25 protein-coding genes are annotated in these 23,857 nt (G+C 61.9%); 11 read left to right on the forward strand and 14 right to left on the reverse strand.

Features of this window, described 5'->3' with window-relative positions:
• Positions 1 to 116: 116 nt before the first annotated feature.
• The 13 genes from fliR to fliF all read right to left on the reverse strand — a co-directional run bounded on the left by fliR (position 117) and on the right by fliF (position 10,689).
• Complete coding sequence (gene fliR / locus DYL61_RS19295) at positions 117 to 905, reverse strand: flagellar biosynthetic protein FliR (RefSeq protein WP_135309647.1); 789 nt, start codon at positions 903 to 905, stop codon at positions 117 to 119.
• Positions 906 to 911: 6 nt separating this feature from the next.
• Positions 912 to 1,181: a flagellar biosynthesis protein FliQ gene (gene fliQ / locus DYL61_RS19300; RefSeq protein WP_105697852.1), complete on the reverse strand. Its 270-nt coding sequence runs from the start codon at positions 1,179 to 1,181 to the stop codon at positions 912 to 914.
• A 13-nt stretch (positions 1,182 to 1,194) separates the two neighbouring features.
• On the reverse strand, positions 1,195 to 1,875 hold the full coding sequence (fliP, locus tag DYL61_RS19305) for a flagellar type III secretion system pore protein FliP (RefSeq protein ID WP_135309648.1): 681 nt from the start codon (positions 1,873 to 1,875) through the stop codon (positions 1,195 to 1,197).
• Positions 1,872 to 2,258, reverse strand: coding sequence for a flagellar biosynthetic protein FliO (gene fliO / locus DYL61_RS19310; RefSeq protein WP_238704587.1), 387 nt, complete (start codon positions 2,256 to 2,258; stop codon positions 1,872 to 1,874). Before fliO ends, fliP begins: the two co-directional genes overlap by 4 nt.
• On the reverse strand, positions 2,255 to 2,725 hold the full coding sequence (gene fliN / locus DYL61_RS19315; protein WP_135309649.1) for a flagellar motor switch protein FliN: 471 nt from the start codon (positions 2,723 to 2,725) through the stop codon (positions 2,255 to 2,257). Before fliN ends, fliO begins: the two co-directional genes overlap by 4 nt.
• Entirely contained in the window at positions 2,718 to 3,773 is a 1,056-nt protein-coding gene (fliM, locus tag DYL61_RS19320) for a flagellar motor switch protein FliM (protein ID WP_135309650.1), read from the reverse strand. Before fliM ends, fliN begins: the two co-directional genes overlap by 8 nt.
• Positions 3,774 to 3,776: 3 nt before the next feature.
• The gene (gene fliL / locus DYL61_RS19325; RefSeq protein ID WP_135309651.1) at positions 3,777 to 4,238 is read right to left on the reverse strand and encodes a flagellar basal body-associated protein FliL; all 462 of its coding nucleotides are present in this window, start codon (positions 4,236 to 4,238) and stop codon (positions 3,777 to 3,779) included.
• A 123-nt stretch (positions 4,239 to 4,361) separates the two neighbouring features.
• Entirely contained in the window at positions 4,362 to 5,477 is a 1,116-nt protein-coding gene (locus tag DYL61_RS19330) for a flagellar hook-length control protein FliK (protein WP_238704588.1), read from the reverse strand.
• Between the two features lie 8 nt (positions 5,478 to 5,485).
• Positions 5,486 to 5,956 carry a flagellar export protein FliJ gene (fliJ, locus tag DYL61_RS19335; protein ID WP_135309652.1) on the reverse strand — a complete coding sequence of 157 codons (471 nt, stop codon included), beginning with the start codon at positions 5,954 to 5,956 and terminating at the stop codon, positions 5,486 to 5,488.
• A gap of 19 nt (positions 5,957 to 5,975) precedes the next feature.
• Positions 5,976 to 7,292, reverse strand: a complete 1,317-nt coding sequence (fliI, locus tag DYL61_RS19340; protein WP_193559450.1) for a flagellar protein export ATPase FliI — start codon at positions 7,290 to 7,292, stop codon at positions 5,976 to 5,978.
• Positions 7,293 to 7,318: 26 nt separating this feature from the next.
• Complete coding sequence (locus tag DYL61_RS19345; protein ID WP_135309654.1) at positions 7,319 to 7,996, reverse strand: flagellar assembly protein FliH; 678 nt, start codon at positions 7,994 to 7,996, stop codon at positions 7,319 to 7,321.
• The gene (gene fliG, locus DYL61_RS19350; protein WP_105697861.1) at positions 7,989 to 8,987 is read right to left on the reverse strand and encodes a flagellar motor switch protein FliG; all 999 of its coding nucleotides are present in this window, start codon (positions 8,985 to 8,987) and stop codon (positions 7,989 to 7,991) included. The genes DYL61_RS19345 and fliG overlap by 8 nt, the downstream gene beginning before the upstream one ends.
• Entirely contained in the window at positions 8,980 to 10,689 is a 1,710-nt protein-coding gene (gene fliF / locus DYL61_RS19355; protein WP_135309655.1) for a flagellar basal-body MS-ring/collar protein FliF, read from the reverse strand. Before fliF ends, fliG begins: the two co-directional genes overlap by 8 nt.
• Positions 10,690 to 10,887: 198 nt before the next feature.
• On the opposite strand from fliF, the gene fliE reads away from it, so the two are divergent.
• The 11 genes from fliE (at position 10,888) to DYL61_RS19415 (ending at position 20,898) form a co-directional block, all read left to right on the forward strand.
• A complete protein-coding gene (fliE, locus tag DYL61_RS19360) occupies positions 10,888 to 11,202 on the forward strand; it encodes a flagellar hook-basal body complex protein FliE (RefSeq protein ID WP_135309656.1) in 315 nt (104 codons plus the stop codon).
• Positions 11,203 to 11,273: 71 nt separating this feature from the next.
• On the forward strand, positions 11,274 to 12,680 hold the full coding sequence (fliD, locus tag DYL61_RS19365; protein ID WP_135309657.1) for a flagellar filament capping protein FliD: 1,407 nt from the start codon (positions 11,274 to 11,276) through the stop codon (positions 12,678 to 12,680).
• 22 nt (positions 12,681 to 12,702) lie between these two features.
• Entirely contained in the window at positions 12,703 to 13,104 is a 402-nt protein-coding gene (gene fliS, locus DYL61_RS19370; RefSeq protein ID WP_135309658.1) for a flagellar export chaperone FliS, read from the forward strand.
• A 2-nt stretch (positions 13,105 to 13,106) separates the two neighbouring features.
• Positions 13,107 to 13,478: a flagellar protein FliT gene (gene fliT, locus DYL61_RS19375; RefSeq protein WP_135309659.1), complete on the forward strand. Its 372-nt coding sequence runs from the start codon at positions 13,107 to 13,109 to the stop codon at positions 13,476 to 13,478.
• Positions 13,479 to 13,808: 330 nt separating this feature from the next.
• Positions 13,809 to 14,144, forward strand: coding sequence for a flagellar transcriptional regulator FlhD (gene flhD / locus DYL61_RS19380; RefSeq protein ID WP_105697866.1), 336 nt, complete (start codon positions 13,809 to 13,811; stop codon positions 14,142 to 14,144).
• A 3-nt stretch (positions 14,145 to 14,147) separates the two neighbouring features.
• Complete coding sequence (flhC, locus tag DYL61_RS19385; protein ID WP_105697867.1) at positions 14,148 to 14,699, forward strand: flagellar transcriptional regulator FlhC; 552 nt, start codon at positions 14,148 to 14,150, stop codon at positions 14,697 to 14,699.
• Between the two features lie 236 nt (positions 14,700 to 14,935).
• Complete coding sequence (gene motA, locus DYL61_RS19395; protein WP_135309661.1) at positions 14,936 to 15,793, forward strand: flagellar motor stator protein MotA; 858 nt, start codon at positions 14,936 to 14,938, stop codon at positions 15,791 to 15,793.
• The gene (gene motB, locus DYL61_RS19400) at positions 15,790 to 16,620 is read left to right on the forward strand and encodes a flagellar motor protein MotB (protein WP_135309662.1); all 831 of its coding nucleotides are present in this window, start codon (positions 15,790 to 15,792) and stop codon (positions 16,618 to 16,620) included. The genes motA and motB overlap by 4 nt, the downstream gene beginning before the upstream one ends.
• Positions 16,621 to 16,828: 208 nt before the next feature.
• Positions 16,829 to 17,998 (forward strand): flagellar biosynthesis protein FlhB, encoded by a 1,170-nt coding sequence (gene flhB, locus DYL61_RS19405; protein ID WP_135309663.1) that lies wholly within the window; start codon positions 16,829 to 16,831, stop codon positions 17,996 to 17,998.
• Positions 17,995 to 20,091, forward strand: a complete 2,097-nt coding sequence (flhA, locus tag DYL61_RS19410) for a flagellar biosynthesis protein FlhA (RefSeq protein WP_135309664.1) — start codon at positions 17,995 to 17,997, stop codon at positions 20,089 to 20,091. The genes flhB and flhA overlap by 4 nt, the downstream gene beginning before the upstream one ends.
• A gap of 114 nt (positions 20,092 to 20,205) precedes the next feature.
• The gene (locus DYL61_RS19415; protein ID WP_135309665.1) at positions 20,206 to 20,898 is read left to right on the forward strand and encodes an RNA polymerase sigma factor FliA; all 693 of its coding nucleotides are present in this window, start codon (positions 20,206 to 20,208) and stop codon (positions 20,896 to 20,898) included.
• Positions 20,899 to 21,049: 151 nt separating this feature from the next.
• Here DYL61_RS19415 and DYL61_RS19420 read toward each other — a convergent pair whose 3' ends face one another.
• Complete coding sequence (locus tag DYL61_RS19420; protein ID WP_238704590.1) at positions 21,050 to 23,773, reverse strand: O-linked N-acetylglucosamine transferase, SPINDLY family protein; 2,724 nt, start codon at positions 23,771 to 23,773, stop codon at positions 21,050 to 21,052.
• Positions 23,774 to 23,857: the final 84 nt, after the last annotated feature.

Here is a 23,857-nt window from a genome sequence, read left to right on the forward strand (position 1 = left end):
AGGGGCGGTGCGACGATTCGACTTGCCCCCGATGGCGGTGTGTCTGTCAGCACATCTGTAGCTGATACACCCTCATCGGGGGCAAGCCCCCTCCCACATTTGACCCGGTTTACAAGTCAAGGCAGTGCCATGCTATCAGTCAGGTACTGCATGAATCGCAGGGAGTTGGTGAGCAAACCGGCCAAAAACTGCCCCATGTCCCCCATCACCACCATCAGCAAACCCAGGCCCACGGTGAGGGTCAGGGGGAAGCCTACCGAGAACACCGTCAATTGCGGCGATACCCGGTTGAGAATGCCCATGGCCAGGTTGATGATCAGCAACGTGGCCACCATCGGCAGCGCCAATAACAGACCCGTGAGGTAGATCGTGCTGCCGTAGCGGGCGATCAGGTTCCAGGCATTCGGATCAAAGTGCAGGTTGCCAATCGGTAAAACCTTGAAGGTGTTCGCCAGCAACTCCAGCACCATCAAATGCCCGTCCAGCGCCAGAAACATCAGGATGGTGATCATGCCCAGGTAGCGCGACAACACCTGGCTATTGGTGGCGGTATCGGCCGAAAAGAACGTGGCGAACGCCAAGCCCATCTGCATGCCGCAGATATCCCCGGCCATCTCCACCACCGCCAGGGTCACGCGCATGACCATGCCCAGCGCCATGCCGATCAGCACTTGTTCCACGATCACCCCAAGCCCCGGCCAGGAGAACAACGGCACATCCGGCAGCGGCGGCAGATTGGGTGCCAATAAAAACGCCAACAACATCGCCAGGCCAACCTTGACCTGACTGGAGACGTTTTTATGCCCCAGGATCGGGTCGCTCATCAGGTACGCCAGCACCCGGCAGAACGGCCAGAAAAAGCTGGTAAGCCACAGTTGCAACTGCGCCGAACTGACCTCGATCAACGCAGGTCAGCCGATCAACGTGGGCAGGCTGGTGAACAGCGCGCGGGTGTAGTCCACCAGCATTTCCATGATCACAGGACCTGCGATCACCAACACCACGCACACGCCGATGATCTTGGGGATAAACGACAAGGTGGACTCGTTGATCTGCGTGGCGGCCTGGAACAGGCTCACCAGCAGGCCGATAAACAGCGTCACGAACAACACGGGCGCGGCCACGATCATGCTCATGCGCATGCCCTTGTAGGCCAGGTCCATGACCATTTCCGGTGTCATCAAGGCGTCCTCATCAGGTGTAGAAACTCTGCGCCAGGGAGCCCAGCAGCAATTGCCAGCCGTCCACCAGCACAAACAGCATCAGCTTGAACGGCAGCGAAATGGTCGACGGCGGCACCATCATCATGCCCAGCGCCATCAGCACGCTCGCGACCACCAGGTCGATGATCAGGAACGGGATAAAGATGGTGAACCCGGCCTGGAACGCGGTCTTCAACTCGCTGGTGACAAACGACGGCAACAACACGCGCATGGGCACGTCTTCGGGGCCCTGCAAGTCATCGATCTGCGCCAGTCGCGCGAACAAGGCGAGGTCGCCCTGGCGGGTCTGGGTCAGCATGAATTTTCGAAACGGCAGGCTGCCCTTGTCGAGAAACTGCTCCACCGTGATCTCATCCTTGGAGAACGGTTGCCACGCGGTTTTGTAAGCCTGATCCAGGGTCGGCGACATCACAAAAAAGGTCAGGAACAGCGACAGCCCCAGCAACACCTGGTTGGGCGGCGCCGAGGTGGTGCCGATGGCCGTGCGCAGCAAGCCCAGCACAATGATGATGCGCGTGAAGCCGGTCATCATCAGCAGGATCGCCGGCAAAAAAGCCATGGCGCTGAGCAGCAGCAGGGTTTGCAGGCTCAGCGACCATTGCTGGCCGCCCGCCTGGCCGGTGAAGGCGCTGAGGCCTTCCATGCCGGTCATGATGAGCGCCCCTTGCGCTTGAAGTTATGTTTCAACGCCATAGCCAAGCGTTCGGAAAAGTTATCGCCCGGCACGACGACTGCTTCTGGCTCGGGCTCTGGCGCATCCATCTGCGCCAGCGCGGTGACTTGCTGCGGTGTCACGCCTAATACCAGCCACTGACCACGCACTTCGACGATCACGACTTTCTCGCGCTGGCCCACCCCGGTACTGCTGACCACCCGCAACAGTTTGCCGGGACTCAACGGGCGCGTACCGACCCGGCGCGCCAGCCAGCCGCAGCCCAGCACACACACCAGTACCACCACCAGCGCCAGGCTGGTTTTGCCGAGCAATGCCAGGTTCATCACGCTGTCATCGGGCACGCCGAGGGCAGCACTCATCGGTTGAGCTTTTGCACACGCTCGGACGGCGTGATGATTTCAGTGATACGAATACCGTACTTGTCATCCACCACCACCACTTCGCCCTGGGCGATCAGGTAGCTGTTGATCAGGATGTCCATCGGCTCACCCGCCAGGCCGTCCAGCGCCAGCACTGAGCCTTGGGCCAGTTCCAGCAGTTGCTTGATGGTGATGCGCGTACGGCCCAGCTCCACGCTGAGTTTGACCGGGATATCCATGATCATTTCCAGCTCCCGCGCAGCGGCGGCAGGCTGGGGTGTCGGCAACGGCTTGAACACGCTCGAACCCACGCTCGGCGCCGGATTTTCCGTCACCTCGGCAGCCTCTTGCTCAGCCAGCGCAATCGCCCACGGATCGTCGTCCGCACCTTCGGCGATGGTCTGTTCGGCCAGGGCATCGGCCCATTCATCCGGCGCTTCGGGCGGGGTGGTGTTTGAATCAGTCATGCTCGGAATCCTTGGCAGTGGACACGTGGCCCTTCACGAATCGGCTGGTAGAAGAGGAAGAAAGGCTCAGGGAATGGTCGACCAGGTCCTTCACCAGCAACGCGCGCTGGCCGTTCTGGCTGCCGTATTCACAGGTCATGACCGGCACGCCGTCGACCCGCGCATTGATGAGGTCGGGCAGTTCGATGGGCAACACGTCGCCCACCTTGAGCGCCATGACCTGCCCCACGCGGGCGTCCATTTCGACAAAGTCGGCGATCAGCTCGATTTCCGAATGGGTGATCTCACCGGCCATGCGCTTGTTCCAGTTGCGCTCTTCTTCCGGGTTGGTGTCCGTGAGCGGGCCGTTGAGCAACTGGCGCATCGGCTCGATCATCAGGTACGGGATCACGATGTTGAAGTCACTGGAGAGGTTGCCCACCTCCAGGTGGAAGGTGGCATTCACCACGATTTCATTCGGCGAGCTGGTGATATTGGCGAACTTGGCCTGCATCTCTGAACGCAGGTATTCGATGTCCAGCGGGTACACCGACTTCCAGGCGTCTTTGTAGGCGTCCACCGACAGCCCCAACAAACGGCGAATGATGCGCTGCTCGGTGTGGGTGAACTCGCGGCCTTCGGACTTGGTCACAAAGCGTCCGTCGCCGCCGAACAGGTTGTCCACCACCATGAACACCACCGCCGGCGGGAACACCACCAGCGCCGTGCCGCGCAGCGGTTTCATCGCCAGCAGGTTGATATTGGTGGGCATCGGCATGTGCATCGAGAATTCGCTGTAGCTCTGATAGCGCACGCTTTTGACAGTGATATCGATGCTGCGCCGGATCAGGTTGAACAGCGCCATGCGGAAATAACGGGCGAAGCGTTCGTTGATGATATCCAGCGCATGCAAGCGCTCATGGATCACCCGATGCTGGGTCGCCGGGTCGTAGGGGCGCACCCGCGAGGCGTCCAGGGTGCCGGCTTCTTCGTGGGCGGCGTCGGTTTCGTCGCTGCCGCGAAGCAGCATGTCGATCTCGTCCTGGGAGAGCAAATCGTCAATGGCCATGGGTTACTGCACGATAAAGTCGGTGTACAGCACGCGCAGCACCGCAGGTTCAGGCTGCTGCGGCGCCAAGGGTTGCTTGAGGGTGTCGAGAATGCGGGCGGCGAGCGCGGCCTTGCCCTGAGGGGTGATCACTTGCGAGGTGTTCTGCCCGCTCAACAAGGTCAGCAATTGGCTGCGCACTTGCGGCATATAGTCCTGCAATTGGGCCTGGGTGGCGTCGTCCGCCACTTCCAGGGCAAAGCCCACATACAGCAGGCTCTGCTCATCACGTTCGTTGACCAGGTTGACGGTCATCGGCGCGATGGTCACCAGCCGTGGCGCCTGGGGTTTTGGCTCAGGCTTGGGCGCGTCATCGGCTTGGGCGTTCTGGCTGATGTACACGTAGGTGCCGGCGCTGCTGCCCGCCACGACGACCAGCGCCACTAACAGAATCAAGAGCCACGGGGTTTTACGGGAGGTGGTCATGGGCGGACACCATCGAATAAAGGAAAGCGGTTAGGCAGGGCTCAAGTATGACCACCGCCCTGCCCCGCCCATGGCGCGATAAGACCAGGCTAACGGCGGTATCTCGCTGTTTTGATTTGGGATTCAGACGTACAGGTCCACCGCCGATCCGCTCAACACCACGGGCTGCACGGCTGTCGGTTCGATGCGATTCACCGGCGCGCTGGCCGACTGAGGTTGCGGATCCCGCTGGGATTGCTGGCGCGAAGACTGGTCGCTGACCGACGCCTGCCCCAGTGCGATGCCTTGGCTGGCCAGCGCTTCGCGCAACTGTGGCAACGCCTGCTCCACCGCCACACGCACCGAAGCATGCGCCACCTGGAACTGCGCCTGGGTGGTGCCGTCATTCAGGTTGAGGCTGATGGACAACGGCCCCAATTCGGCGGGGTGCAGGCGCAGGTCCACTTGCTGGTCGCCACGGGTGACCATGTCGACCATCTGCTGGCCCAGGTCGGCGGCCCAATCGGTGCTGCCGATGGCGGCGGTGAGAGCCAGGCCAGTGCTCGCCACGTTGTCAGCGGGAGGTGGCGTGAACGAGGTCGGAGCAAGGCTGAATACGGTTTGGGGATCAGGCTGGCTGTCGGGTTGGCGGTCGTCGGTGTGCGCCTGCACGGTAGGCACGCTGTCGGCGATGGTCGCGACCAGGGTTGGCAGCGTGTCGGCTGAGTCCACAGGATCAATGGCGTCGTCCGGCTCATCATCAACTACGGGCAGGCTTTGGGTGTGGACCGGTGCGCTGCTGATCACGGGGGACGGTTCTTCCGGCGCACTGCTGACCGGCACCGGCACACTCACCGGGATCGGCGGTACAACGATCACCGACGCCGTATCCGACTGACCGGCGCTTTCAATCAGGGCCATGCGCTGGCGGATATCATCCAGGGTGCTGTCGGACTTGATTGTGGGTTTGGGCACGTCGACTTCGGCCACAAGTTCCTCGGGCAAAACACTCAACACTTCATCCGGCAATGGCGTCTCTTCCTCTACCACCGGCAGAGGCTGCATGACCACGGGCGCGGGCACCTCGACAGGTTCAGCAAGCTGCGGCGTCGCCACCGGCAGCGGCTGCGGCACGTCCGCCGTCACCTGGCTCAGCACCGCCGAAAACGACTCGGCCAACGCAATCGGCGTATCGGTGACAGGCGCACTGGCCTGCACCGGCGCGGTGGCCTGGGGCATTAACGTCGCGAGAATATCCATGCTGTTCCTTAAAGGCCGCTATCAAGGGAGGAAGGCAACGCCGCCGCCCGGCGGCGTAATTGGCTGGCCATTTCATCGGACTGACGCTGTTCCATTCGCCCGACGCGCACCTGTTCCTGTTGGGCGCGCCGGTCCAGCAACGCCTCAATCGAACTGACCTTGCGCCACTGCGCCATCCACGTGAGTTGGTGATGCGCCACCTGTTTGCGGTGCCGCTCCAGGCTCTTTTGCGCGCGCGCCACCGCCTCTTCCAGCGACTGCAAAAAACCGCGGTAGTTGGTGAGTGCCGACGGGCTCATGCCGTCCTTGGCCAGTTCCAGTTGCAGGTTCTGGCGGTATTCCTGCTGGTACTGGTCGAGGGTGCGCAACTGGTTGATCACCTGCTGCTCGGCAGCGCGGCTCTGTGCCAGGGCGCGGGCCGCGACATCGCGGGCCTGGGAGGCCATTTCGATCAACAGGTGCAGGGATTGATTCGCCATCGGTGGTTACTCGAAAAGGTCAGTTGCCCGGGAACAACAGGTTGAGGCCCTGCAGGGTTTCGTCGACGCTGGCGCGGTCGTCGATGCGCTGTTGCAGGAAGCGCTCGATATGCGGGTACAAGCCCACGGCCCGGTCCAGTTGCAGGTCGTGGCCCTGGGTATAAGCGCCAACGCTGATCAGGTCGCGATTGCGCTGGTAGCGGGACAACGATTGCTTGAGCTGATTGGCCTTGCGCCGCTGGGCATCGCTGGCGATGGCGGTCATGGCCCGGCTGATCGACGCCTCGATATCAATCGCCGGGTAATGCCCGCTTTCGGCCAGGTGGCGCGACAGCACGATATGCCCGTCGAGAATCGCCCGCGCCGAGTCGGCAATCGGGTCCTGCTGGTCATCGCCTTCGCTGAGTACGGTGTAGAACGCGGTGATCGAGCCACCACCAGGCGGGCCATTGCCGGTGCGCTCCACCAGCTTGGGCAATTTGGCGAACACCGACGGCGGATAACCTTTGGTGGCCGGCGGCTCGCCCACCGCCAGGGCGATTTCGCGCTGGGCCATGGCGTAGCGGGTCAGGGAGTCCATGATCAACAGCACGTCCTTGCCCTGCTCGCGAAAATCCTCGGCCACCCGTGTGGCATACAGCGCGCCCTGCAAGCGTTGCAGCGGCGAAGTGTCTGCAGGCGCGGCGACCACCACCGAACGGCGCAACCCCTCTTCACCGAGGATATTGTCGATAAAGTCCTGCACCTCGCGGCCCCGCTCGCCGATCAACCCCACCACGATCACATCGGCCTGGGTGTAGCGCGCCATCATGCCGAGCAATACCGACTTGCCCACGCCGGAACCGGCAAACAGCCCCAGGCGCTGGCCTCGGCCCACGCAGAGCAACGCGTTGATGGCACGGATGCCCACGTCGATCTGACGATCGATCGGCGCCCGCTTGAGTGGGTTGAGCGGCTGGGTGTGCAAGCCGGCATGGTGGGCGCCCAGCAGCGGGCCGCGCCCGTCCAATGGCTGGCCGCCGCTGTCGAGCACGCGCCCCAGCAACCCCATGCCGAGGGGGAAACTGCGGTTGCCATCGCCTTCGTCCGCAGCGAATACCCGCGCGCCCGGTTGCAGGCCGTGGATTTCCACCAAGGGCATCAGGTACAGGGTTTCGCCAGCAAAACCGACCACTTCGGCTTCGGCAAACACATCGGTGAGTTCAATACGGCACGCCGCGCCCAGCGGCAGGCGCAGGCCCACGGCTTCCAGCACCATACCGGTGGCGCGGGTAATGCGCCCGCTGCGCAGGTACGCCGCGATCTGTAGGGGCTTGCCCTGGCAGGCGTCCAACACCCGGCTCCAACGGGCGCTATGGGGGTTCACGGCAATTCATCCAGCGTGCGCTCGACGCTGCGATACAGCAGGTCCAGACGCGACGACCGTGTGGCGTCCAGCTCACCGCTGGCGCTGGCCACGCGGCAACCGCCGGGGAGCATGGAGGCGTCCGCCTGCAGGGTCCAGCCCGCGGCGTCGATCTGTTCGCCAAGGCTGTCCTGCACACGCTGCAAATCCTGAGGGTTAAGCCACAGCTTGGGCTTGCCGGTGAGCTCCAGGTCGCTGTCGAGCATGCTCTGCACCCGCGTCAGCACCTGCTCCGGCTGGGCGCTCAGCGCCTCGCCGGCCAATTGCCGGGCGGCGTCCAGGGCAATGCGCACCAGTTGATGGGCGATGTGCTGGTCCATCGACTTGAGGGCTTCTTCGAAGTTGCGGCACAGCGCCAGCAAGGGTTGCAGGGTGTGCACCACCTGTTGCTGCAATTCCACCGCTGCGGCCTGGCGACCTTCGTCCAGGCCCTGTGCATAACCCTTCTCCACGCCCTGGGCATGCCCGAGTTGGTGGGCGTCGGCGATGGTTTTTTCCCGCAGTACCTGCATTTCCAGCTTGTGCTGGAAGGCTTGCTTGCGCAGGCGTTCGCGATGGGTGGTCTGGGGGTCGTCGCTGGGCAACGCCGGGCTGCCCAACGGGTCCATCTGCCAGGGCTGCCAGCGCTCAGACATAGGTGTCGTTACCGCGCGCGGTCACGATATCGCCGCTGTCGGACAAACGCCGCACCACTGCGAGGATGGCCTTCTGTTCGGTTTCGATCTGCGACATGCGGATCGGCCCGCGCGCTTCCATGTCTTCGCGGAACAACTGCCCGGCACGCTGGGACATGTTGTGCAGAAAGCGTTCGAGCAGTGCCGGCGGCGAGCCCTTGAGGGCGATGGCCAGGGAGTTCTGGTCGACCTGTTGCAGCAGGGTCTGGATACCCCGGTCGTCCACGTCGATCAGGTTTTCGAACAGGAACATCTCGTCGAGGATCTTCTGCGCCAGGTCGTCGCTGTGTTCGCGCACGGTGCCGATGGCCAGCTCTTCGTGGGCCGAACTCATCAGGTTGAGGATTTCTGCCGCCGTCCTCACGCCGCCCATTTTGCTGCGCTTGAGGCTTTGGCCGTCGAGCATCACGCCCAACACTTCGGTCAGTTCCTGCAACGCCACCGGCTGTACACCGCTGAAGGTGGCGATACGCAGGATGATGTCGTTGCGCAGGCGGTCCGGCAGCAATTGCAGGATGTCCGACGCTTGATGGCGCTCCAGGTGCACGAGGATGGTGGCGATGATCTGCGGGTGTTCGTCGCGAATCATCTCGGCCACCATCGAGGCTTCCATCAGGTTGAGCTTGTCGATGCCGGAACCGGTGTTGGTGTTTTCGAGGATGTCGTCGATCAGGCTGGCGGCCCGTTCGCTGCCCAAGGCCTTGGTCAGCACCGCACGAATATGGTCGCTGGTCTGGATATTGATGGCCGCGTATTGGTCGGTCTCGTCCATGAACTCTTCCAGCACCAGGCGCATTTCTTCGTGGGACACCTGGCTCAGGCGCGCCATTTCCATGCTGATGGCTTCTACATCGGTGCTGGGCAAGAACTTGAAGACTTCCGCCGCGCTGTCGGCATCCAACGACAGCAGCAAGATCGCACTGCGGCGCGAGCCGGTCATTTTGTTAGTCATTTTTCTTCATCCATCCGCGCACGATCATGGCCACCAGACGCGGGTCTTCAGCGGCAATCTGTTGCAGGCTTTGCATGTTCTGTTCGTACACCGCCGACTTGCGCGGCAAGGTGTGCGGCGCGTTTTCTCCAGCGGCGACGACCATGGCGGTACTGCTGCTGGTCGGCACCAGTGCGGTGCCCGGCTCGGCAGTGGCTGCGAGCATTTGCGCCTGATGATGGGCGTTGCGTTTCTGCATCGGACGCAATACCCACCACCACAGCGCCAGCGCGGCAAGGATCACCAGCAAGTAACGCAGGCCACTGCTCAACAGGTTGTAGGCCTCGGGGGTTTTCCACCACGGTTGCTCGGTGCTCGAAATGTCTTCGCTGACGAACGGGCTGTTGATCACTTGCAGGCCATCACCCCGGCTTTCGGTAAAGCCCATGGCCTGGCGCACCAGGTTGTTGATGTTATCCAGTTCTTCCTTGCTCAACGGCTCGGTGCTGGTGACGCCGTCCTTGAGCACGGTGCGGTAGTTGACCACGACCGCAGTGGTCAGGCGCTGGACCGTGCCCAGGCTCGACTTGACGTGTTCGACGTTGCGGTCGACCTCGTAGTTGATCATGTGCTCGCTTTGGGTGGCGCTCTTGGCGTTTTTCGCCTCGGTGGTCGCCGGCGTACCGCCTGCGGGTGTGGGCGCATTGGCCTTGGTCGGCGCGGGCGTGTTGGGCGGCGAGTTGGTCAGTGCGCCGGGCACGCCGCGCCCGGCATCGTTGCCGTCCACCACATGTTCGGAGGTCTGTTTGCTGCGCACCGCGGCTTCGTTGGTATTTTGATTGGGCGCATAACGTTCGGCGGTGCTTTCACGACTGGAAAAATCCACCTGGGCGACCACTTGCGCATGCACGTTCTGGCTGCCGAGCAGCGGCGTGAGGATGTCTTCGATGCGGCGCTGGTAGGAGCGCTCGATCTCGTGCACGTAGTCGAGATGGGTGCCGTCGGGGCCATTGGCATCGCCCTGGACTTGGGATAACAGGCGACCGTTCTGATCGACCACGGTCACCGCGTCCACGCTCAGTTCCGGCACGCTGGAGGTGACCAAATGCACAATCGCACTGGCCTGGCTTTGGCCGAGTTCGCGACCGGGCTGTAACGTCAGCACCACCGAAGCCCGGGCAGCCTCACGGTCGCGCACGAACACCGATTGCTTGGCCATCACCAGATGCACCCGCGCCTTGGCCACCGGGCCCAGGGACTCAATGGTGCGCGCCAGCTCGCCTTCCAGGCCACGTTGGTAGTTGAGGTGTTCGGCGAACTGGCTGACGCCGAAGGCCTGTTTATCGAGCAATTCAAAGCCGACGCTGCCGCCCTTGGGCAAGCCTTGCTCAGCCAGTTGCAGGCGCAGGGCGCTCATCTTGTCGCCCGGCACCAGGATGGTGTTGCCGCCTTCGCTCAGGCGATAGGGAATGGCGCGCTTGTCCAGCTCGCCAATGATCTGCCCGCCGTCCGCTTCGCTGAGGCCGGAAAACAACACGCGATACTCCGGCTCCCGCGCCCACAGCAACAGTGCCACCACCACGGCAATCGCGGCAGCGCCTGCAAGCAGCAAGGGCAACAATGGCTGGTTGCGAAACAGTGTGGTCAACGCCTCCAACGGCTTGACTTGAGCACGGGTCGCCAGATTCTTTTGCGCGCCTTTGGCCAGGACAGCGGTACTCACGAACACCTCGATGGCGAGGCTGGGGCCTGTACAAAAGACATTGCAGAGTCCGGTCACAGTAGTAAGGGCTCCATTCTGGCGAAAATGCCCCGCGCCAAACCCCGGAAAAGCCACCGCTTTTGCACTCAATTGGGCGAATGTGCCTGCCCGCCCCCTTGGTAATCTGCTGGCCTGATCGCTGCCTATGAGGCCCGCACCATGAATTCGTCCGCCCTCACCAACGCCCTGCAACAACTGTCGCTATTGGCCGAACAGGCCGAAGGTGCAAGCGCACAGCGCATGGCACCGGCCAGCGGGTTTGCCGGCGAGTTGCAGTCGTCGTTGCAGCGCATCAACCAGTTGCAGCAGACCGCCACGCGCCAGTCCAACGCGTTCCAGGCGGGCAGTGAATCGGTGTCGCTGAGCGATGTGATGGCTGATTCGCAAAAAGCCAGCGTGGCGTTCCAGATGGGCGTGCAGGTGCGTAACCGCCTGCTCACCGCCTACAAGGACGTGATGGCGATGCAGGTTTAAACAGAACCCTAAAGACGGGCTGGTCGTTTGCCGATGTTGGGTTCAAACGCACAAACAGGACAGGCACACACATGGCAACCACGACCTCCAGCACGTCGACTGCAACCATCACCTCCCTTGGGGTCGGCTCCGGCCTCGACCTGGACAGCATCCTGACCAGCTTGCAGGAGTCCAAGGAAGCCAGCCTGCTGACGCCAATCACCAACCAGGAAACCTCGGTCAACGCCGAGATCACCGCCTACGGCACCCTGACCAGCGCCCTGACCAAATTGCAGACCGCCGCCGAAGCCCTGGCCGATTCCAGCCTCTACGACTCGTTGACCACCAGCCTGTCCGGCAGCGGTGTCACGGCCGCCACCACCAGCGAGGCGGTCGCCGGCACCTATAAACTGGAAGTGACCCAACTGGCCCAGGCCCAAAGCCTGACCACCAATGGCATCGCGAGCAAGACCACCGCTCTGGGCACTGGCACCCTCACCCTGCAAGTGGGCACGGAGGACGCGGTGTCGATCACGCTGACCAGCAGCAACAACACCCTGGAAGGCATTCGCACGGCAATCAACGCGTCCGGCGCCGGGGTCACCGCGTCCATCGTCAACGACGGCAGTGGCACGCCGTACCGCCTGGTCCTCACCTCGGACAGCACCGGCACCGAGTCGGAAATGACCGTGAGCTATACTAGCGACGACAGCAGCGATGCGGCCTCCAGCCTGTTCGGCTACGACGGCAGCAGCGGCAACATGACCCAGACCGTGGAAGCCCTCGATGCCCAACTGACCATCAACGGTATCTCGATCAGCAGCCAGACCAACACCGTCGAAGACGCGCTGCAAGGCGTCACGCTGAACCTCACGGCCACCGGCACGTCGCAAACGCTGACGATTGCCCAGGACACCGATGCGATCTACGACGCCGTTTCATCGTTCGTCAGCGCCTACAACAGTTACGTGTCCACCGTCGACACGTTGACCTCCTACGACGCGGACGCCGATACCGCCGGCGAATTGCTCGGCGACTCGACCACCCGACGCATCAGCACCAAGTTGAGCAGCGACCTCTACAGCGCCGTCGGCAGTGGCACGTTCAGCTACCTGTCGCAGCTGGGCATTTCCCTGGAAGTCGACGGCACCTTGTCGATCGATGAAGACACGTTGACCAGCGCCATCACCGACAACATCGATGGGGTGTCGGAGTTTTTCATCGGCACCGATGGCAAGTCCGGCTTTATCGGCCAGATGACCACCGACCTCGACACTTACCTGGACGAAGACGACGGCCTGATCGTCGCCCGCACCGACAGCCTGGCCACCAAGCTTGAACAACTGGAAGACCGCTATACCGAAAAGCAAGCGTTGATCGACTCCGAGATGGCGCGCTGGACCGAACAGTTCACCCAGCTCGACACCTTGATCGCGTCGCTCAGTTCCACCGCCGACTACCTGACCACCCAGTTCGATGCCCTTAACAGCAGCGATTGACGAACCACGCGGAGCACACTCAATGAATGCCTATCGGGACGCGAATGCCTACGCCAAGGTCGGCGTGGAAAGCGGCATTTTGGCGGCCTCCCCCCATCAACGGATTGTGATGCTGTTCGACAGCTACCAGGCGTCGATCCGCATTGCGCGCCTGCACCTGCAAGCCGGGCGCATTGCCGAAAAAGGCCAGGCCATCACCAAGGCAATCAACATCGTAAGCCAGGGATTGCGGGCCTCGCTGAACCTGGAACAAGGAGGTGACATTGCCATGCAACTGGACCAACTCTACGACTACGTGGTGCGCTTGCTGCTGCGTGCGAACCTGAACAACGACGACACAGCACTGACCACGGCCGCCGCGTTGCTGGAAAATGTCGCCGCCGCCTGGCTGGCCATTGGATCGCACACCGAGGAAGAGCGGTAGCCATGATGCAGACACAATTGATCGCCGCGTACGAACAACTGCTCGAACAATCTCAGCGCCTGCTGGAGTGCGCGCAAAAAGCCGATTGGGATGGAATCTTTGCATTAAAGTCCCAGGGACTGATTGACGCGGCTTACTTGCGCCGCGCCCAGGATCAAGTTGATCTTGATGCGAGTGGCCAACAATACAAACTTGAATTACTCAGCCAGATCCTGGCGCTGGAAGAGCAAGTAAACGCCTTCTTGCATGCGCGACAAAATGACCTCGGCGAGTTGATGCAGATCAATCGCAAGAAGAGCAACTTGAACACCGCCTACGGTGCATCGTCAAATCAAGTGATACCAATAAGCCATTATTTGTATCGAAAGAAATAACAAGCACCTACACGCTGGACCTACGCATGACACAAAGGTGTGAAAATATCTTTTAAGTACGATAAATCACTGAAAACAGACAAGAAATAGCCTGCCTCAGTCTGTTATCGTACGGCATTCTTAATACTTTAGAAAAAATTAGAAAAAACGGTATTCACGGCCAGCTAGCGGATGGTCGGGAGCATGAATAACCGAATAACGCTACACACAGGCACTCGTTGTACAACCCTAAATGCCTGACTTTAGTACTTGTCGATTTGCAGCACTGTCTGCCAGAGGTCACGCCATTAGGCGTGCCGAACTGTAGTACCCAACGGGAGGGGTAGAAAGTTGCCAAATACCAACACTGAGCTTGAAGACATCCAGGACCTGAATCTTTCGTATTTATTACTGGCGCAAAATTTATTACGCAAAGATCGCGAGATCGCCATTTTTCGTCTGAAACTCAGCGAGCAAATGGCCGACTTGCTGACCAAACTAAGCAGCAAGCAAATGACCCAACTGGCGCGGGTCAACCAGTTGATCTGTCGTCCGGTGTTCGAAGAGACCGAGCGCCTGTCCAAGGTGCTGGGCAACGCCCGCGAACTGGGGATGGTGGAGATCCATTCCGCCTTGCTGATGGCTGCCGCCGATCGCTCCGGCGATTTGCGGCTCGGGGAAGGCTGACCCATGTCAGACAAAAGCCTGGTCACCGAAATGCAGCAAGTGCAGCTGGCAATCGAACTGATTGAGCTGGGCGCACGGCTGCAGGTGCTGGAAACGGAGACCTCGCTGAGCCGGGGTCGTCTGATCCGTCTCTACAAGGAAGTGCGAGGCGCCTCGCCACCCAAAGGCATGCTGCCCTTCTCCACCGATTGGTTCGTGACATGGCTGCCGAACATTCACTCGTCGCTGTTCTACGGTATCTACCGCAGCCTGATGGAAATCGGCGGGCACCGCATCGATGCCTTCGTCAAAGCCTATCGGCTGTACCTGGAACAAGTCGGCGACCAGGAAGGCGAACTGGTGCTGGGCCTCACGAGGGCCTGGACCCTGGTGCGTTTTTTTGAAAGCGACATGCTGGAATTGATCCGCTGTTCGTGCTGCTCCGGCGAGTTTGTGGCGCACTCCCATGCGCCGGCGCAGCATTATGTGTGCGGCATTTGCCAGCCGCCGTCGCGGGCGGGGAAGACCCTCAAGCGCAAAGATATCGATGCACAGCTGCTGATCCGCAACGCTTGAGCCTTGTGGGATCGTCCAAACAAGGAGGTCCAAATGTGGGAGGGGGCTTGCCCCCGATAGCAGTGTGTCAGCCAAGTAGTCGGTAGCTGACCCACCGCCATCGGGGGCAAGCCCCCTCCCACATTTGATCCCAATTGCCTAGCTATTCGCGCCCTTCCAAAAAACTTCTCAATTGAGCCCCCGCCGTTGCCGATAGTCAGCAAGTCACCCATTGCTTGAATCTAAGGAACGACCACGTGCTCATCGTCTCCGGGCTTATTGTTGTACTGCTCTCCGTGTTCGGCGGCTTCGTCCTGTCCGGTGGCAGCCTTGGCCCGCTGTACCAACCCACCGAACTGCTGATGATCGCCGGCGCCGGTGTCGGCGCCTTTATCGCAGCCAATAACGGCAAGGCCATTCGCGCCACCCTTACCGCCATTTCCCGCTTCAAGCGCAGCGCCAAGTACGACAAAACCCTGTACCTGGAACTGATGGGCATGCTCTACGCCCTGCTCAGCAAGGCGCGTCGCGAAGGCATGCTGAGCCTGGAGCGGGACATCGACGAACCCGCACAAAGCCCGATCTTCGCCCAGTACCCGCGCCTGGTCAGTGACCCGCTGATCATCCTGTTTATCACCGACTATCTGCGCCTGCTGGTCAGCAGTGCCATGCAGGCCCATGAACTCGACGAGTTGATGCTGCACGAGATCGAGGGCTTCGAGCATGAGGCCGGATTGCCCTCCGACGCGCTGTATAAAGTCAGCGATGCCTTGCCGGCGTTCGGCATTGTTGCGGCGGTGATGGGCGTGGTCAAAGCCTTGAGTGCGGTCAATGTCGGCCCGGACCTGATGGGCCAGATGATCGCCCACGCATTGGTCGGCACCTTTCTGGGTATCTACCTGGCGTACGGTTTGGTTGCGCCCCTGGCCAGTCGCATCGACCGGCAAGCCGCCGAATCCGCCAAGATGCTGCAATGCATCCGCGTCACCCTGCTGGCCAGCGTGCAAGGCATGCCGCCGCAACTGGCCGTGGAGTTTGGCCGCAAGGCGTTGCACACCAGCGAACGCCCCGGCGCGCAGGAACTGGAAAGCTACGTACGCGGCAACGGCGCATGAGCGAGCGCCCGATCATCATCCGCCGTAAAAAAGCCGCCCGGCACGGGCACCACGGCGGCGCCTGGAAGATCGCCTTCGCCGACTTCATGACCGCGCTGATGGCGTTGTTCCTGGTGTTGTGGGTGCTGTCCAACGCCAGCAAGAACGACAAGGACGCAATCGCCGAGTATTTCAGCACGCCGCTGCTGGCGGCGATCAGCAAAGGCGAGCGCAACGCCAACAGCGCCAGCGCCATCCCTGGCGGCGGCCCCGACCCGCGCACCACCCAAGGCGAAAAAACCCGCTACACCCCACGCTTGTCCGGCGAGGAAAAGCGCCACCTCGAATCCCTCAAGCAACGCCTCGACAACGCCGTGGACCACGACCCGCAATTGCGCGAACTCAAGCAACAGATCGCGATTGAACTGAGCCCCGAAGGCCTGCGCGTACAACTGCTGGATACCGACAAACGCCCGATGTTCGAACTGGGCAGCGCCAACGTGGCGCCGTACCTGCGCAAGTTGCTCAAGACCTTCGCCCCGGTGCTCAACGAGTTGCCCAACCGTATCCAGATCAGCGGCCATACCGACAGCCATCCCTACTCCGGCGGCGATGCCGGCTATAACAATTGGGATTTGTCCGCCGACCGCGCCAAGGCGTCGCGCCAGGAACTGGTGGCCGGTGGCCTGGACTCGGACAAGCTGCTGCGGGTGTCCGGCATGGCCGACCGTATTCGTTTTCACGGTGCCGGGCCGTATGACGCGGCCAACCGGCGCATCGAGATCATCGTGCTGGATAAGCGCGTGGCGGAGCGGATTTTGTCCCAGGACGAATTCGGCACGCCGTAACCCTGTGGCGAGGGAGCTTGCTCCCGCTGGGCTGCGAAGCGGCCCCAAAAGAGCCGGCTCCAGCTTCGCTGTCGAACGGGAGCAAGCTCCCTCGCCACAGCGAGCTCCCTCGCCACAGGTGCAGTGCTCATCCATCTGTCCAATAGCGTGGGATTTTGCCGGGTATTTGTGCGATCAGTGACCGTCCCGGCTGCGCACACTACCGGCCATGGCCGAGACCAGCAAAGAAGACCAGACCGAAGCGGCAACCCCGCGGCGCATCGAAAAGGCCCGCGAAGAGGGCCAAGTCGCCCGTTCCCGCGAAATGAACACTTTCGTCATGCTGCTGGCCGGCATCGGCGGGCTGTGGCTGCTTGGCGGTAGCCTTTACGACGACCTTGGCCAAGTGATGGAACAGGCGTTGCTGTTCGACCGCGCCCAACTGTTCGACACCGCGCGCATGCTCAGCACCCTGTGGAGCCTGGCGCAAACCGCGCTGTTCGCCCTGGCGCCATTCTTTGCTCTGATGGTGCTGGCCGCCCTGGCGGCACCGGCCCTGCTGGGCGGGTTGGTGATCACCCTCAAGGCCGTGCGCCCGCAGTTCTCGCGGGTCAACCCCATCAGCGGGCTGGCGCGATTGTTCTCGGTCCAAGTGCTGGTGGAGTTGGCCAAGGCCATCGCCAAGGCCAGCCTGATCGGCCTGGTGATTTATACCTTCCTGCGCAGCCATCTCGACCAGTTGCTGACCCTGCCCCATATGCCCGCGCAAAAAGCCCTGGCCGCAATGATGAGCCTCACCGCCACGGCCTGTGCGATGTGCGTGGCCGCGCTGATTATCGTGGTGGGCATGGACGTGCCCTACCAGCTGTGGACCTACGCCAAGAACCTGCGCATGTCCAAGGAAGAACAACGCCAGGAACACAAGAACGCCGACGGCGACCCGCATATCAAGGCCAAGATCCGCCAGGTGCAACAGGCCCGCGCACGGCGACGCATGATGAGCAAGGTGCCCAAGGCCGATGTGATCGTGACCAACCCCAGCCACTTCGCCGTGGCCTTGTCGTACCAGAAAGAAAAAAACGGCGCGCCGCGTGTGGTAGCCAAGGGCGCCGATGACGTGGCCCTGCGCATTCGCGAAATTGCTGCTGAGCATCACTTGCCGATGCTTGAAGCCCCGCCCCTGGCGCGGGCCTTGTATTTCCACGTCGACCTCGACCGTGAAATCCCCATTGAGCTGTACACCGTGGTCGCCGAAGTCGTTGCCTGGGCGATCCGCCTCAAGCGCGTCAGCGAGCAAGGCGGCGACCTGCCGCCGACCCCGGTGAACCTGAACGTACCGCACGGCATGGACCAGCGTGGCCCGCGCAACCCGACACCTGAGGATGAACCGAACACATGAAAGGCATGACCGATTTATTCGGCCCCGACTCCTGGCTGGCCAGCACCGACTTGAAGGTCATGACCGGCCCGGTGCTGATCGTACTGATCTTGTCGATGATGATCCTGCCGCTGCCCACCTTCATCCTCGACCTGTTGTTCACCTTCAACATCGCCCTGGCGATCATGGTGTTGATGGTCAGCATGCTCACCGAGAAGCCGTTGGATTTCTCCGCGTTTCCGTCGGTGCTGCTGTTTACCACGCTGCTGCGGCTGTCGCTGAACGTCGCGTCCACCCGGGTGATCCTGATGGAAGGCCACACCGGCGCGGACGCGGCGGGCAAGGTGATCGAGGCGTTCGGTGAGTTCCTGGTGGGCGGCAACTTTGCCGTCGGCCTGGCGCTGTTTTTGATCCTGGTGACCATCAACTTCATGGTGATCACCAAGGGCGCCGGGCGTATCGCCGAAGTGGGCGCGCGCTTCACCCTGGACTCCATGCCCGGCAAGCAAATGGCAATCGACGCCGACCTCAACGCCGGCCTGATCGGCGAACCCCAAGCGCGCCAGCGCCGCAAGGAGGTGGCCCAGGAAGCGGACTTTTTCGGTTCCATGGACGGCGCCAGCAAGTTTGTGCGCGGTGACGCCGTGGCCGGTTTGGTGATCATGGGCGTGTGCATCATCGGCGGTTTGGCCATCGGCATCCTGCAACACGGCATGGCCTTTTCAGACGCTGCGCACACCTACACCATGCTGACCATCGGCGATGGGTTGGTGGCACAGATCCCCGGCCTGGTGATTTCGATTGCCGCCGGTGTGACCGTGTCCCGCGTCAACACCGAACAGGACGTGGGCCAACAGATGATGGGCCAGCTGTTCAGCCGTCCCAAGGTGTTGATGATGACTGCCGGCGTCATGGGTCTGCTCGGCCTGGTGCCGGGCATGCCAAACCTGGTGTTTTTGCTGCTGACCGGACTGCTGGCCGGGTTGGGCTGGTGGTTCTCCAAACAGGAAGAACTCGTGCCGGAAGGCTCGCCCACCCAGACGCTGCTGCCCAAATCCGCCTCCCAGGGCAGCGAAGCATCCTGGGATGATGTGCAACTGGTGGATACGCTGAGCCTGCGGGTCGGCCATCGCCTGATCCAACTGGTGGACGCGCGCCAGCAAGGCGAACTGATCACCCGCATCAAGAGCCTGCGCAAGAAGTTCGCCCAGGACATGGGATTCCTGCCGCCGGTGGTGCATGTGCGCGACAAGCTGGAACTGGCCGCCAACACCTACATCATCAGCCTCAAGGGCGTGGAAATCGGCCGTGGCGAGGTGTTCCCCGGCAAATGGCTGGCGATCAATCCCGGCAAGGTCACCCATGAACTGGAAGGCACCACCGCAGTCGACCCAGCGTTTGGCCTGCCGGCGATCTGGATCGAACCCAACCTGCGCGAACACGGGCAGATCTACGGCTATACCGTGGTCGACGCCAGCACCGTGACCGCCACCCACCTCAACCACCTGCTGCACCAGCACGCCAAGGACATGCTTGGCCGGGGCGAAGTACAGAAGCTGCTGGATAAACTCGGCCCCGACAGCAAGGGCCTGATCGATGAAGTGGTGCCCAAGTTGGTGTCGCTGACCGTGTTGCAACGGGTGCTGCAAAACCTGCTGGAAGAAAACGTGTCGATCCGCGATATGCGCACCATCCTCGACGCCCTGGCCGAACACGGCGGCGTGCAGCAACCGCCGGATGTGCAGGAGCTGACCGCCGTGGTGCGCATCGCCCTGGGCCGCTCCATCGTCAACCAACTGTTCGGCAACAAGACCGAACTGAAAGTCATCGGCCTGGACTTCAACCTCGAACAAGTGCTGATGCAGGCGGTGGGCAACGGCGGCGCGCTGGAGCCGAGCCTGGCGGACAACCTGATGCAACAGACCACCCTGACCCTGCAACGCCAGGAACACAGCGCCGAACCGCCGGTGCTGGTGGTGCCCAACAAGCTGCGGCCAGTGTTGTCGCGCTTCCTGCGCCGACGTTTGCGCCAGCTGACGGTGATCGCCCTCAGCGAGATTCCCGATGACCGCACGTTGCGCATGACTAACGTGATCGGCGGCAAGCCCAAGTGAGTGCGCAGCGTTAAGCAAGGAACATGTCGCCCACCACCTAGCTGTTCTGCGCTTAAGCGCGCAGGCCCAGCGGTAATAATCCCGTGGATTTTCTGTCTTTCGCAGGCGCGCACCATGTATACGGCACAGGGCAAGATTAACCAGCAAGACGTGCTGCAGCAGTACCTCCCCATGGTCCGGCGCCAGGCACTGGGGTTGAAGACCCGGCTGCCCGCCAATATCGAATTGGACGACTTGATCCAGGCTGGCAGCATCGGCCTGCTCGACGCCATGACCCGTTATGACTTGAGCGTCGGCGCCACCTTCGCCACCTTTGCCTCGCAACGCATTCGCGGAGCAATGATCGATGAGTTGCGCACCCGTGACTGGGTGCCGCGCAGTGTGCGGCGCAATGCGCGGGCGGTGGAAGATGCCATGCATCGCGTGGAGCAAAGCCTGGGCCGCCCGGCCAAGGAACGAGAAGTGGCCGCAGCCATGGGCCTGTCGCTTGTCGAATACCAAAAGGTGCTGGATGACACCAACGGCAGCCAGATGCTGCCCTTCGACGACATCGACGAAGAACACAGCGAAAGCTCAAGCTCCCGCCTGCAAACCCCCTTCGCCGAACTGCTCAACGAGCGCAACCGCGCCAACCTCACCCGCGCCATCGACGCCCTGCCGCCACGGGAGCGCTTGCTGCTTGCGTTGTGTCACCACGAAAAGCTCAACCTGCGGGAGATTGGGGTGGTGCTGGAAGTGAGTGAGTCGCGGGTGTGTCAGCTGCATGCACAGGCGATTGCGCGGTTGCATGTGAGCATGAGGGACTGACCCACCGCCGCTCTAACTGTCACTGGAGATCAAATGTGGGAGGGGCGGTGCGACGATTCGACTTGCCCCCGATGGCGGTGTATCAGTCACAGATGTATTGGCTGACCCACTGCTATCGGGGGCAAGCCCCCTCCCACATTTTTATCGCATTTCAATCAAGATTCGGAGTGCGCCACTTCGTTGCAACCGGCTCGGGGTTGTCGCGATGCTTGAGGTAGTGCACAGCCAGTTCCGGGTCGACAGACTTGAGCAGCTCGCTCGCCATATCAAAGAGCCGATACACCGTGTGCAACAGGAACGCGAGTTTCAGCCGCTGGTTATCCGACAGCTCGGCCATGCGTGCTGCGTCCGGTAAAAACAACGCGTCGGCACACGTCAGGTGGGAGCAGTTCGCTTGATGTTGCAGGTTATTCAGCCGGTAAAAACTGAACCCCCGGCGGGCCAGGCAGCGACTGATCAAGCCCACATCGGCCTGGTGTTCGTGGGTCGGTGTGAAGTTGACCCGCGCCTGCACCAGTAGTGTGTCAGCCAGCGTGCGCTGACCATGTTCGACCACCGCCAAGCTGTCGTTGAGGTTGTCCAGCAGTAGCCAATCCACCGGCGGCAAGCCGTTGATGGCGTCGAGCTTGAGCGTGGGCAGCGGCAGTTTCGTCAGTACGGCGGCTGCCGGTAACGGTTCCAGCGTGGCGCTCATCAACGGGTCGAGGCAGGCGTAAAGCGTGGCCGGTTGGCCATTGCCCAGCGCCGCATGGGGGTAGTAATGCAATTCGCCGAGCTGGGCCAGATGGCGCGCATTGTCGATGCGGCTGGCGGGATCGAATGCCACCGTGGAGAACGCCGCCATGGTTTGCAGCGCCACAAATTGCGCCGACGCGATCAGCGTGCCGCCATGGTCCAGCGTCACCACTTTGCCCTGGAACGTGAAGCTGAAACCCGCTGGCTTAGCCGGTGCCGCCGGGTGGTGCAGTTCGACCGGTTCAGCCTCCCCTTCGAAGCGCGCCTGCCCTTGAGCGTCCAGGGTCAGCGCCGCTGCCGGTTTGCCCGCGCAGTAGCGCTGCCAGATCGCCCGCATGGCGCTGGCAAAGTGGTTGGCGAAACGCTGGCTGTCGCACACCGGCGAGTTCATCAGCACGTCGCGCAGGTGGCTGCGGATGCGCTTGAGGCTGTCCAAGTCACTGGCCAATTCGATCACACGTTGCTGGTAGTGCGCCCAGCTATGCACCACCAATTCCGGCAACCCGGCGTTGACCAAATGCGTGGCCGAGTGGCGCCCGGCAAAGGTCGGGCCGGGAAAGCTCACCACCGGTACGCCCATCAGCAGCGCTTCACAGGTGGTGAGGCCACCGGAATACGGCCACGGGTCGAGGGCAATATCGATGCGGTTGTAGGTTTCGAGCAAGGTCTTGTGGCCCACCGGCCCTTCGATCAGCACACGCTCTTCGGCAACACCGTGGGCCGCCATCACCCCATGCACATGGGCGCGCAATTCACTGTTGCCGAACGCGCCGCCCTTGAGCAACAGCCGTGAACGCGGCGTGGCGCGCATCAATTCAGCCCAACGCGCCAGCAGTACATCGTTGACCTTGGTCGGGTTATTGAAGCAGCCGTAGGTCACATAACCGTTGGCCAACGCGGGCAATGCGCGGATATCCGGGGTGTAGGGCGGCGGGTCGTAGCAGATGTAGTCGTCGGGCAGGCGGATGAGTTTTTCGGTGTAGTACGCGTCTTCGCCTTCCGGGGATTCGATGCGGTCGGTGAGCAGGTAATCGATGGCGTCCAGGCCTGTGGTGTTGATCAACCCGCCGACCCACTTCACCAGCAACGGTGCGGGTTGCAGGGCCATGGCGCCCATGCGGTTGCCGGCATTGTGGCCGCACAGGTCGATCAGGATATCGACGCGATCATCACGGATACGCTGGGCCAACGCGGGGTCATCCATGTGCTTGATGCCCAGCCACTGCTGGGTCACCGCCTGGATGCGCCGGGTCAGGTGGTCGCACACCTGGCTGGTGCTGTAGGCGAACAGTTCGAACTGATGGCGCGGCAGTTTTTCCAGCACGCCGACGATCATATTGCCCACCGGGTGCTGACGCAGGCCGTCGGAGACCAGGCCGATGCGCAGGCGACGGTCCGAGGCGCGGTCTTTGACGTCGGGACGCGGCGGCACAGATTTGGGCGCGAAGCGCGACTGCCATTCCTTGCACACGTCGAAAATGTACTCGCGGCTGCGCTCGGGGTCGTAGTGCAGTGACGTCAGACGGTTGGAGTACGGCAGCACGTCCTTGCGCTTGGCCAGGGCCACGGCCTTTTGGTAGTAGGTGTCGGCGGTGGCCAATTGGCCGATGTCTTTATAGAGGTTGGCCGCGTTGTTCCAGTGGCTGTAGTCGCCGGGTTCGCGGGCGATAAGTTGGTCGAATACCGCGATGGCTTCACCGTGACGCTCCAGGCGATTGAGGATCAAGCCCTTGCGCGACAGCATGCGGCCGTCATGGGGGGTCAGCTCCAGTGCCTTTTCGATGTGCGGCAGGGCCTTGGCGAACTGGCCCTTTTCGAAATACAGCGTGGCCAGGCGGTGATGGCCGGCGACAAACTCTTCATTGAGGTTTAGCGCTTTGAGCACCAGCTCCAGGGCACGATCGGCGTGGCCGAGTTTTTGGGCGGCCTTGGCGACCAGCTCCAATGCCTCGGGCTCATCGGGTAACAGGCGCAGCGCCTGCTCGAAACTGGCCAGGGCGCGCTCGGGTTCATCAAGCAATTGCAGGTTGCCCAGGTCTTTCCACACTTGCGGGTCGTTGGGGCGTTGCTCGCTGAGGCGTCGCAGTTGGACGAGGGTTGGCGTATTTCGATTGGAAGTAGGACGTACGGGCTTGGGCATCAAAGGGAAGCCTTATGGGTAATCTGTAGTGAGCGGGCTTGCCCCGCGCTGGGTGGCGAAGCCGCCCCAACAAGGCCGCCGCGG

The organism is Pseudomonas nabeulensis, assembly GCF_004682045.1.
In the GTDB taxonomy this organism is placed as follows: Bacteria; Pseudomonadota; Gammaproteobacteria; order Pseudomonadales; family Pseudomonadaceae; genus Aquipseudomonas; species Aquipseudomonas nabeulensis.

Excerpts from the sequence above, each read along its gene's own strand:
- fliG (WP_105697861.1), bottom strand. The coding sequence starts at position 8,987 with ATGACTAACAAAATGACCGGCTCGCGCCGCAGTGCGATCTTGCTGCTG.
- DYL61_RS19345 (WP_135309654.1), bottom strand. The coding sequence starts at position 7,996 with ATGTCTGAGCGCTGGCAGCCCTGGCAGATGGACCCGTTGGGCAGCCCG.
- fliD (WP_135309657.1), top strand. The coding sequence starts at position 11,274 with ATGGCAACCACGACCTCCAGCACGTCGACTGCAACCATCACCTCCCTT.
- fliP (WP_135309648.1), bottom strand. The coding sequence starts at position 1,875 with ATGACCGGCATGGAAGGCCTCAGCGCCTTCACCGGCCAGGCGGGCGGC.
- fliL (WP_135309651.1), bottom strand. The coding sequence starts at position 4,238 with ATGACCACCTCCCGTAAAACCCCGTGGCTCTTGATTCTGTTAGTGGCG.
- fliN (WP_135309649.1), bottom strand. The coding sequence starts at position 2,725 with ATGACTGATTCAAACACCACCCCGCCCGAAGCGCCGGATGAATGGGCC.
- fliO (WP_238704587.1), bottom strand. The coding sequence starts at position 2,258 with ATGAGTGCTGCCCTCGGCGTGCCCGATGACAGCGTGATGAACCTGGCA.
- fliJ (WP_135309652.1), bottom strand. The coding sequence starts at position 5,956 with ATGGCGAATCAATCCCTGCACCTGTTGATCGAAATGGCCTCCCAGGCC.
- DYL61_RS19415 (WP_135309665.1), top strand. The coding sequence starts at position 20,206 with ATGTATACGGCACAGGGCAAGATTAACCAGCAAGACGTGCTGCAGCAG.
- fliE (WP_135309656.1), top strand. The coding sequence starts at position 10,888 with ATGAATTCGTCCGCCCTCACCAACGCCCTGCAACAACTGTCGCTATTG.
- DYL61_RS19420 (WP_238704590.1), bottom strand. The coding sequence starts at position 23,773 with ATGCCCAAGCCCGTACGTCCTACTTCCAATCGAAATACGCCAACCCTC.
- DYL61_RS19330 (WP_238704588.1), bottom strand. The coding sequence starts at position 5,477 with ATGGATATTCTCGCGACGTTAATGCCCCAGGCCACCGCGCCGGTGCAG.
- flhB (WP_135309663.1), top strand. The coding sequence starts at position 16,829 with ATGGCCGAGACCAGCAAAGAAGACCAGACCGAAGCGGCAACCCCGCGG.
- fliM (WP_135309650.1), bottom strand. The coding sequence starts at position 3,773 with ATGGCCATTGACGATTTGCTCTCCCAGGACGAGATCGACATGCTGCTT.
- motB (WP_135309662.1), top strand. The coding sequence starts at position 15,790 with ATGAGCGAGCGCCCGATCATCATCCGCCGTAAAAAAGCCGCCCGGCAC.
- fliT (WP_135309659.1), top strand. The coding sequence starts at position 13,107 with ATGATGCAGACACAATTGATCGCCGCGTACGAACAACTGCTCGAACAA.
- fliS (WP_135309658.1), top strand. The coding sequence starts at position 12,703 with ATGAATGCCTATCGGGACGCGAATGCCTACGCCAAGGTCGGCGTGGAA.
- flhA (WP_135309664.1), top strand. The coding sequence starts at position 17,995 with ATGAAAGGCATGACCGATTTATTCGGCCCCGACTCCTGGCTGGCCAGC.
- flhC (WP_105697867.1), top strand. The coding sequence starts at position 14,148 with ATGTCAGACAAAAGCCTGGTCACCGAAATGCAGCAAGTGCAGCTGGCA.
- fliQ (WP_105697852.1), bottom strand. The coding sequence starts at position 1,181 with ATGACACCGGAAATGGTCATGGACCTGGCCTACAAGGGCATGCGCATG.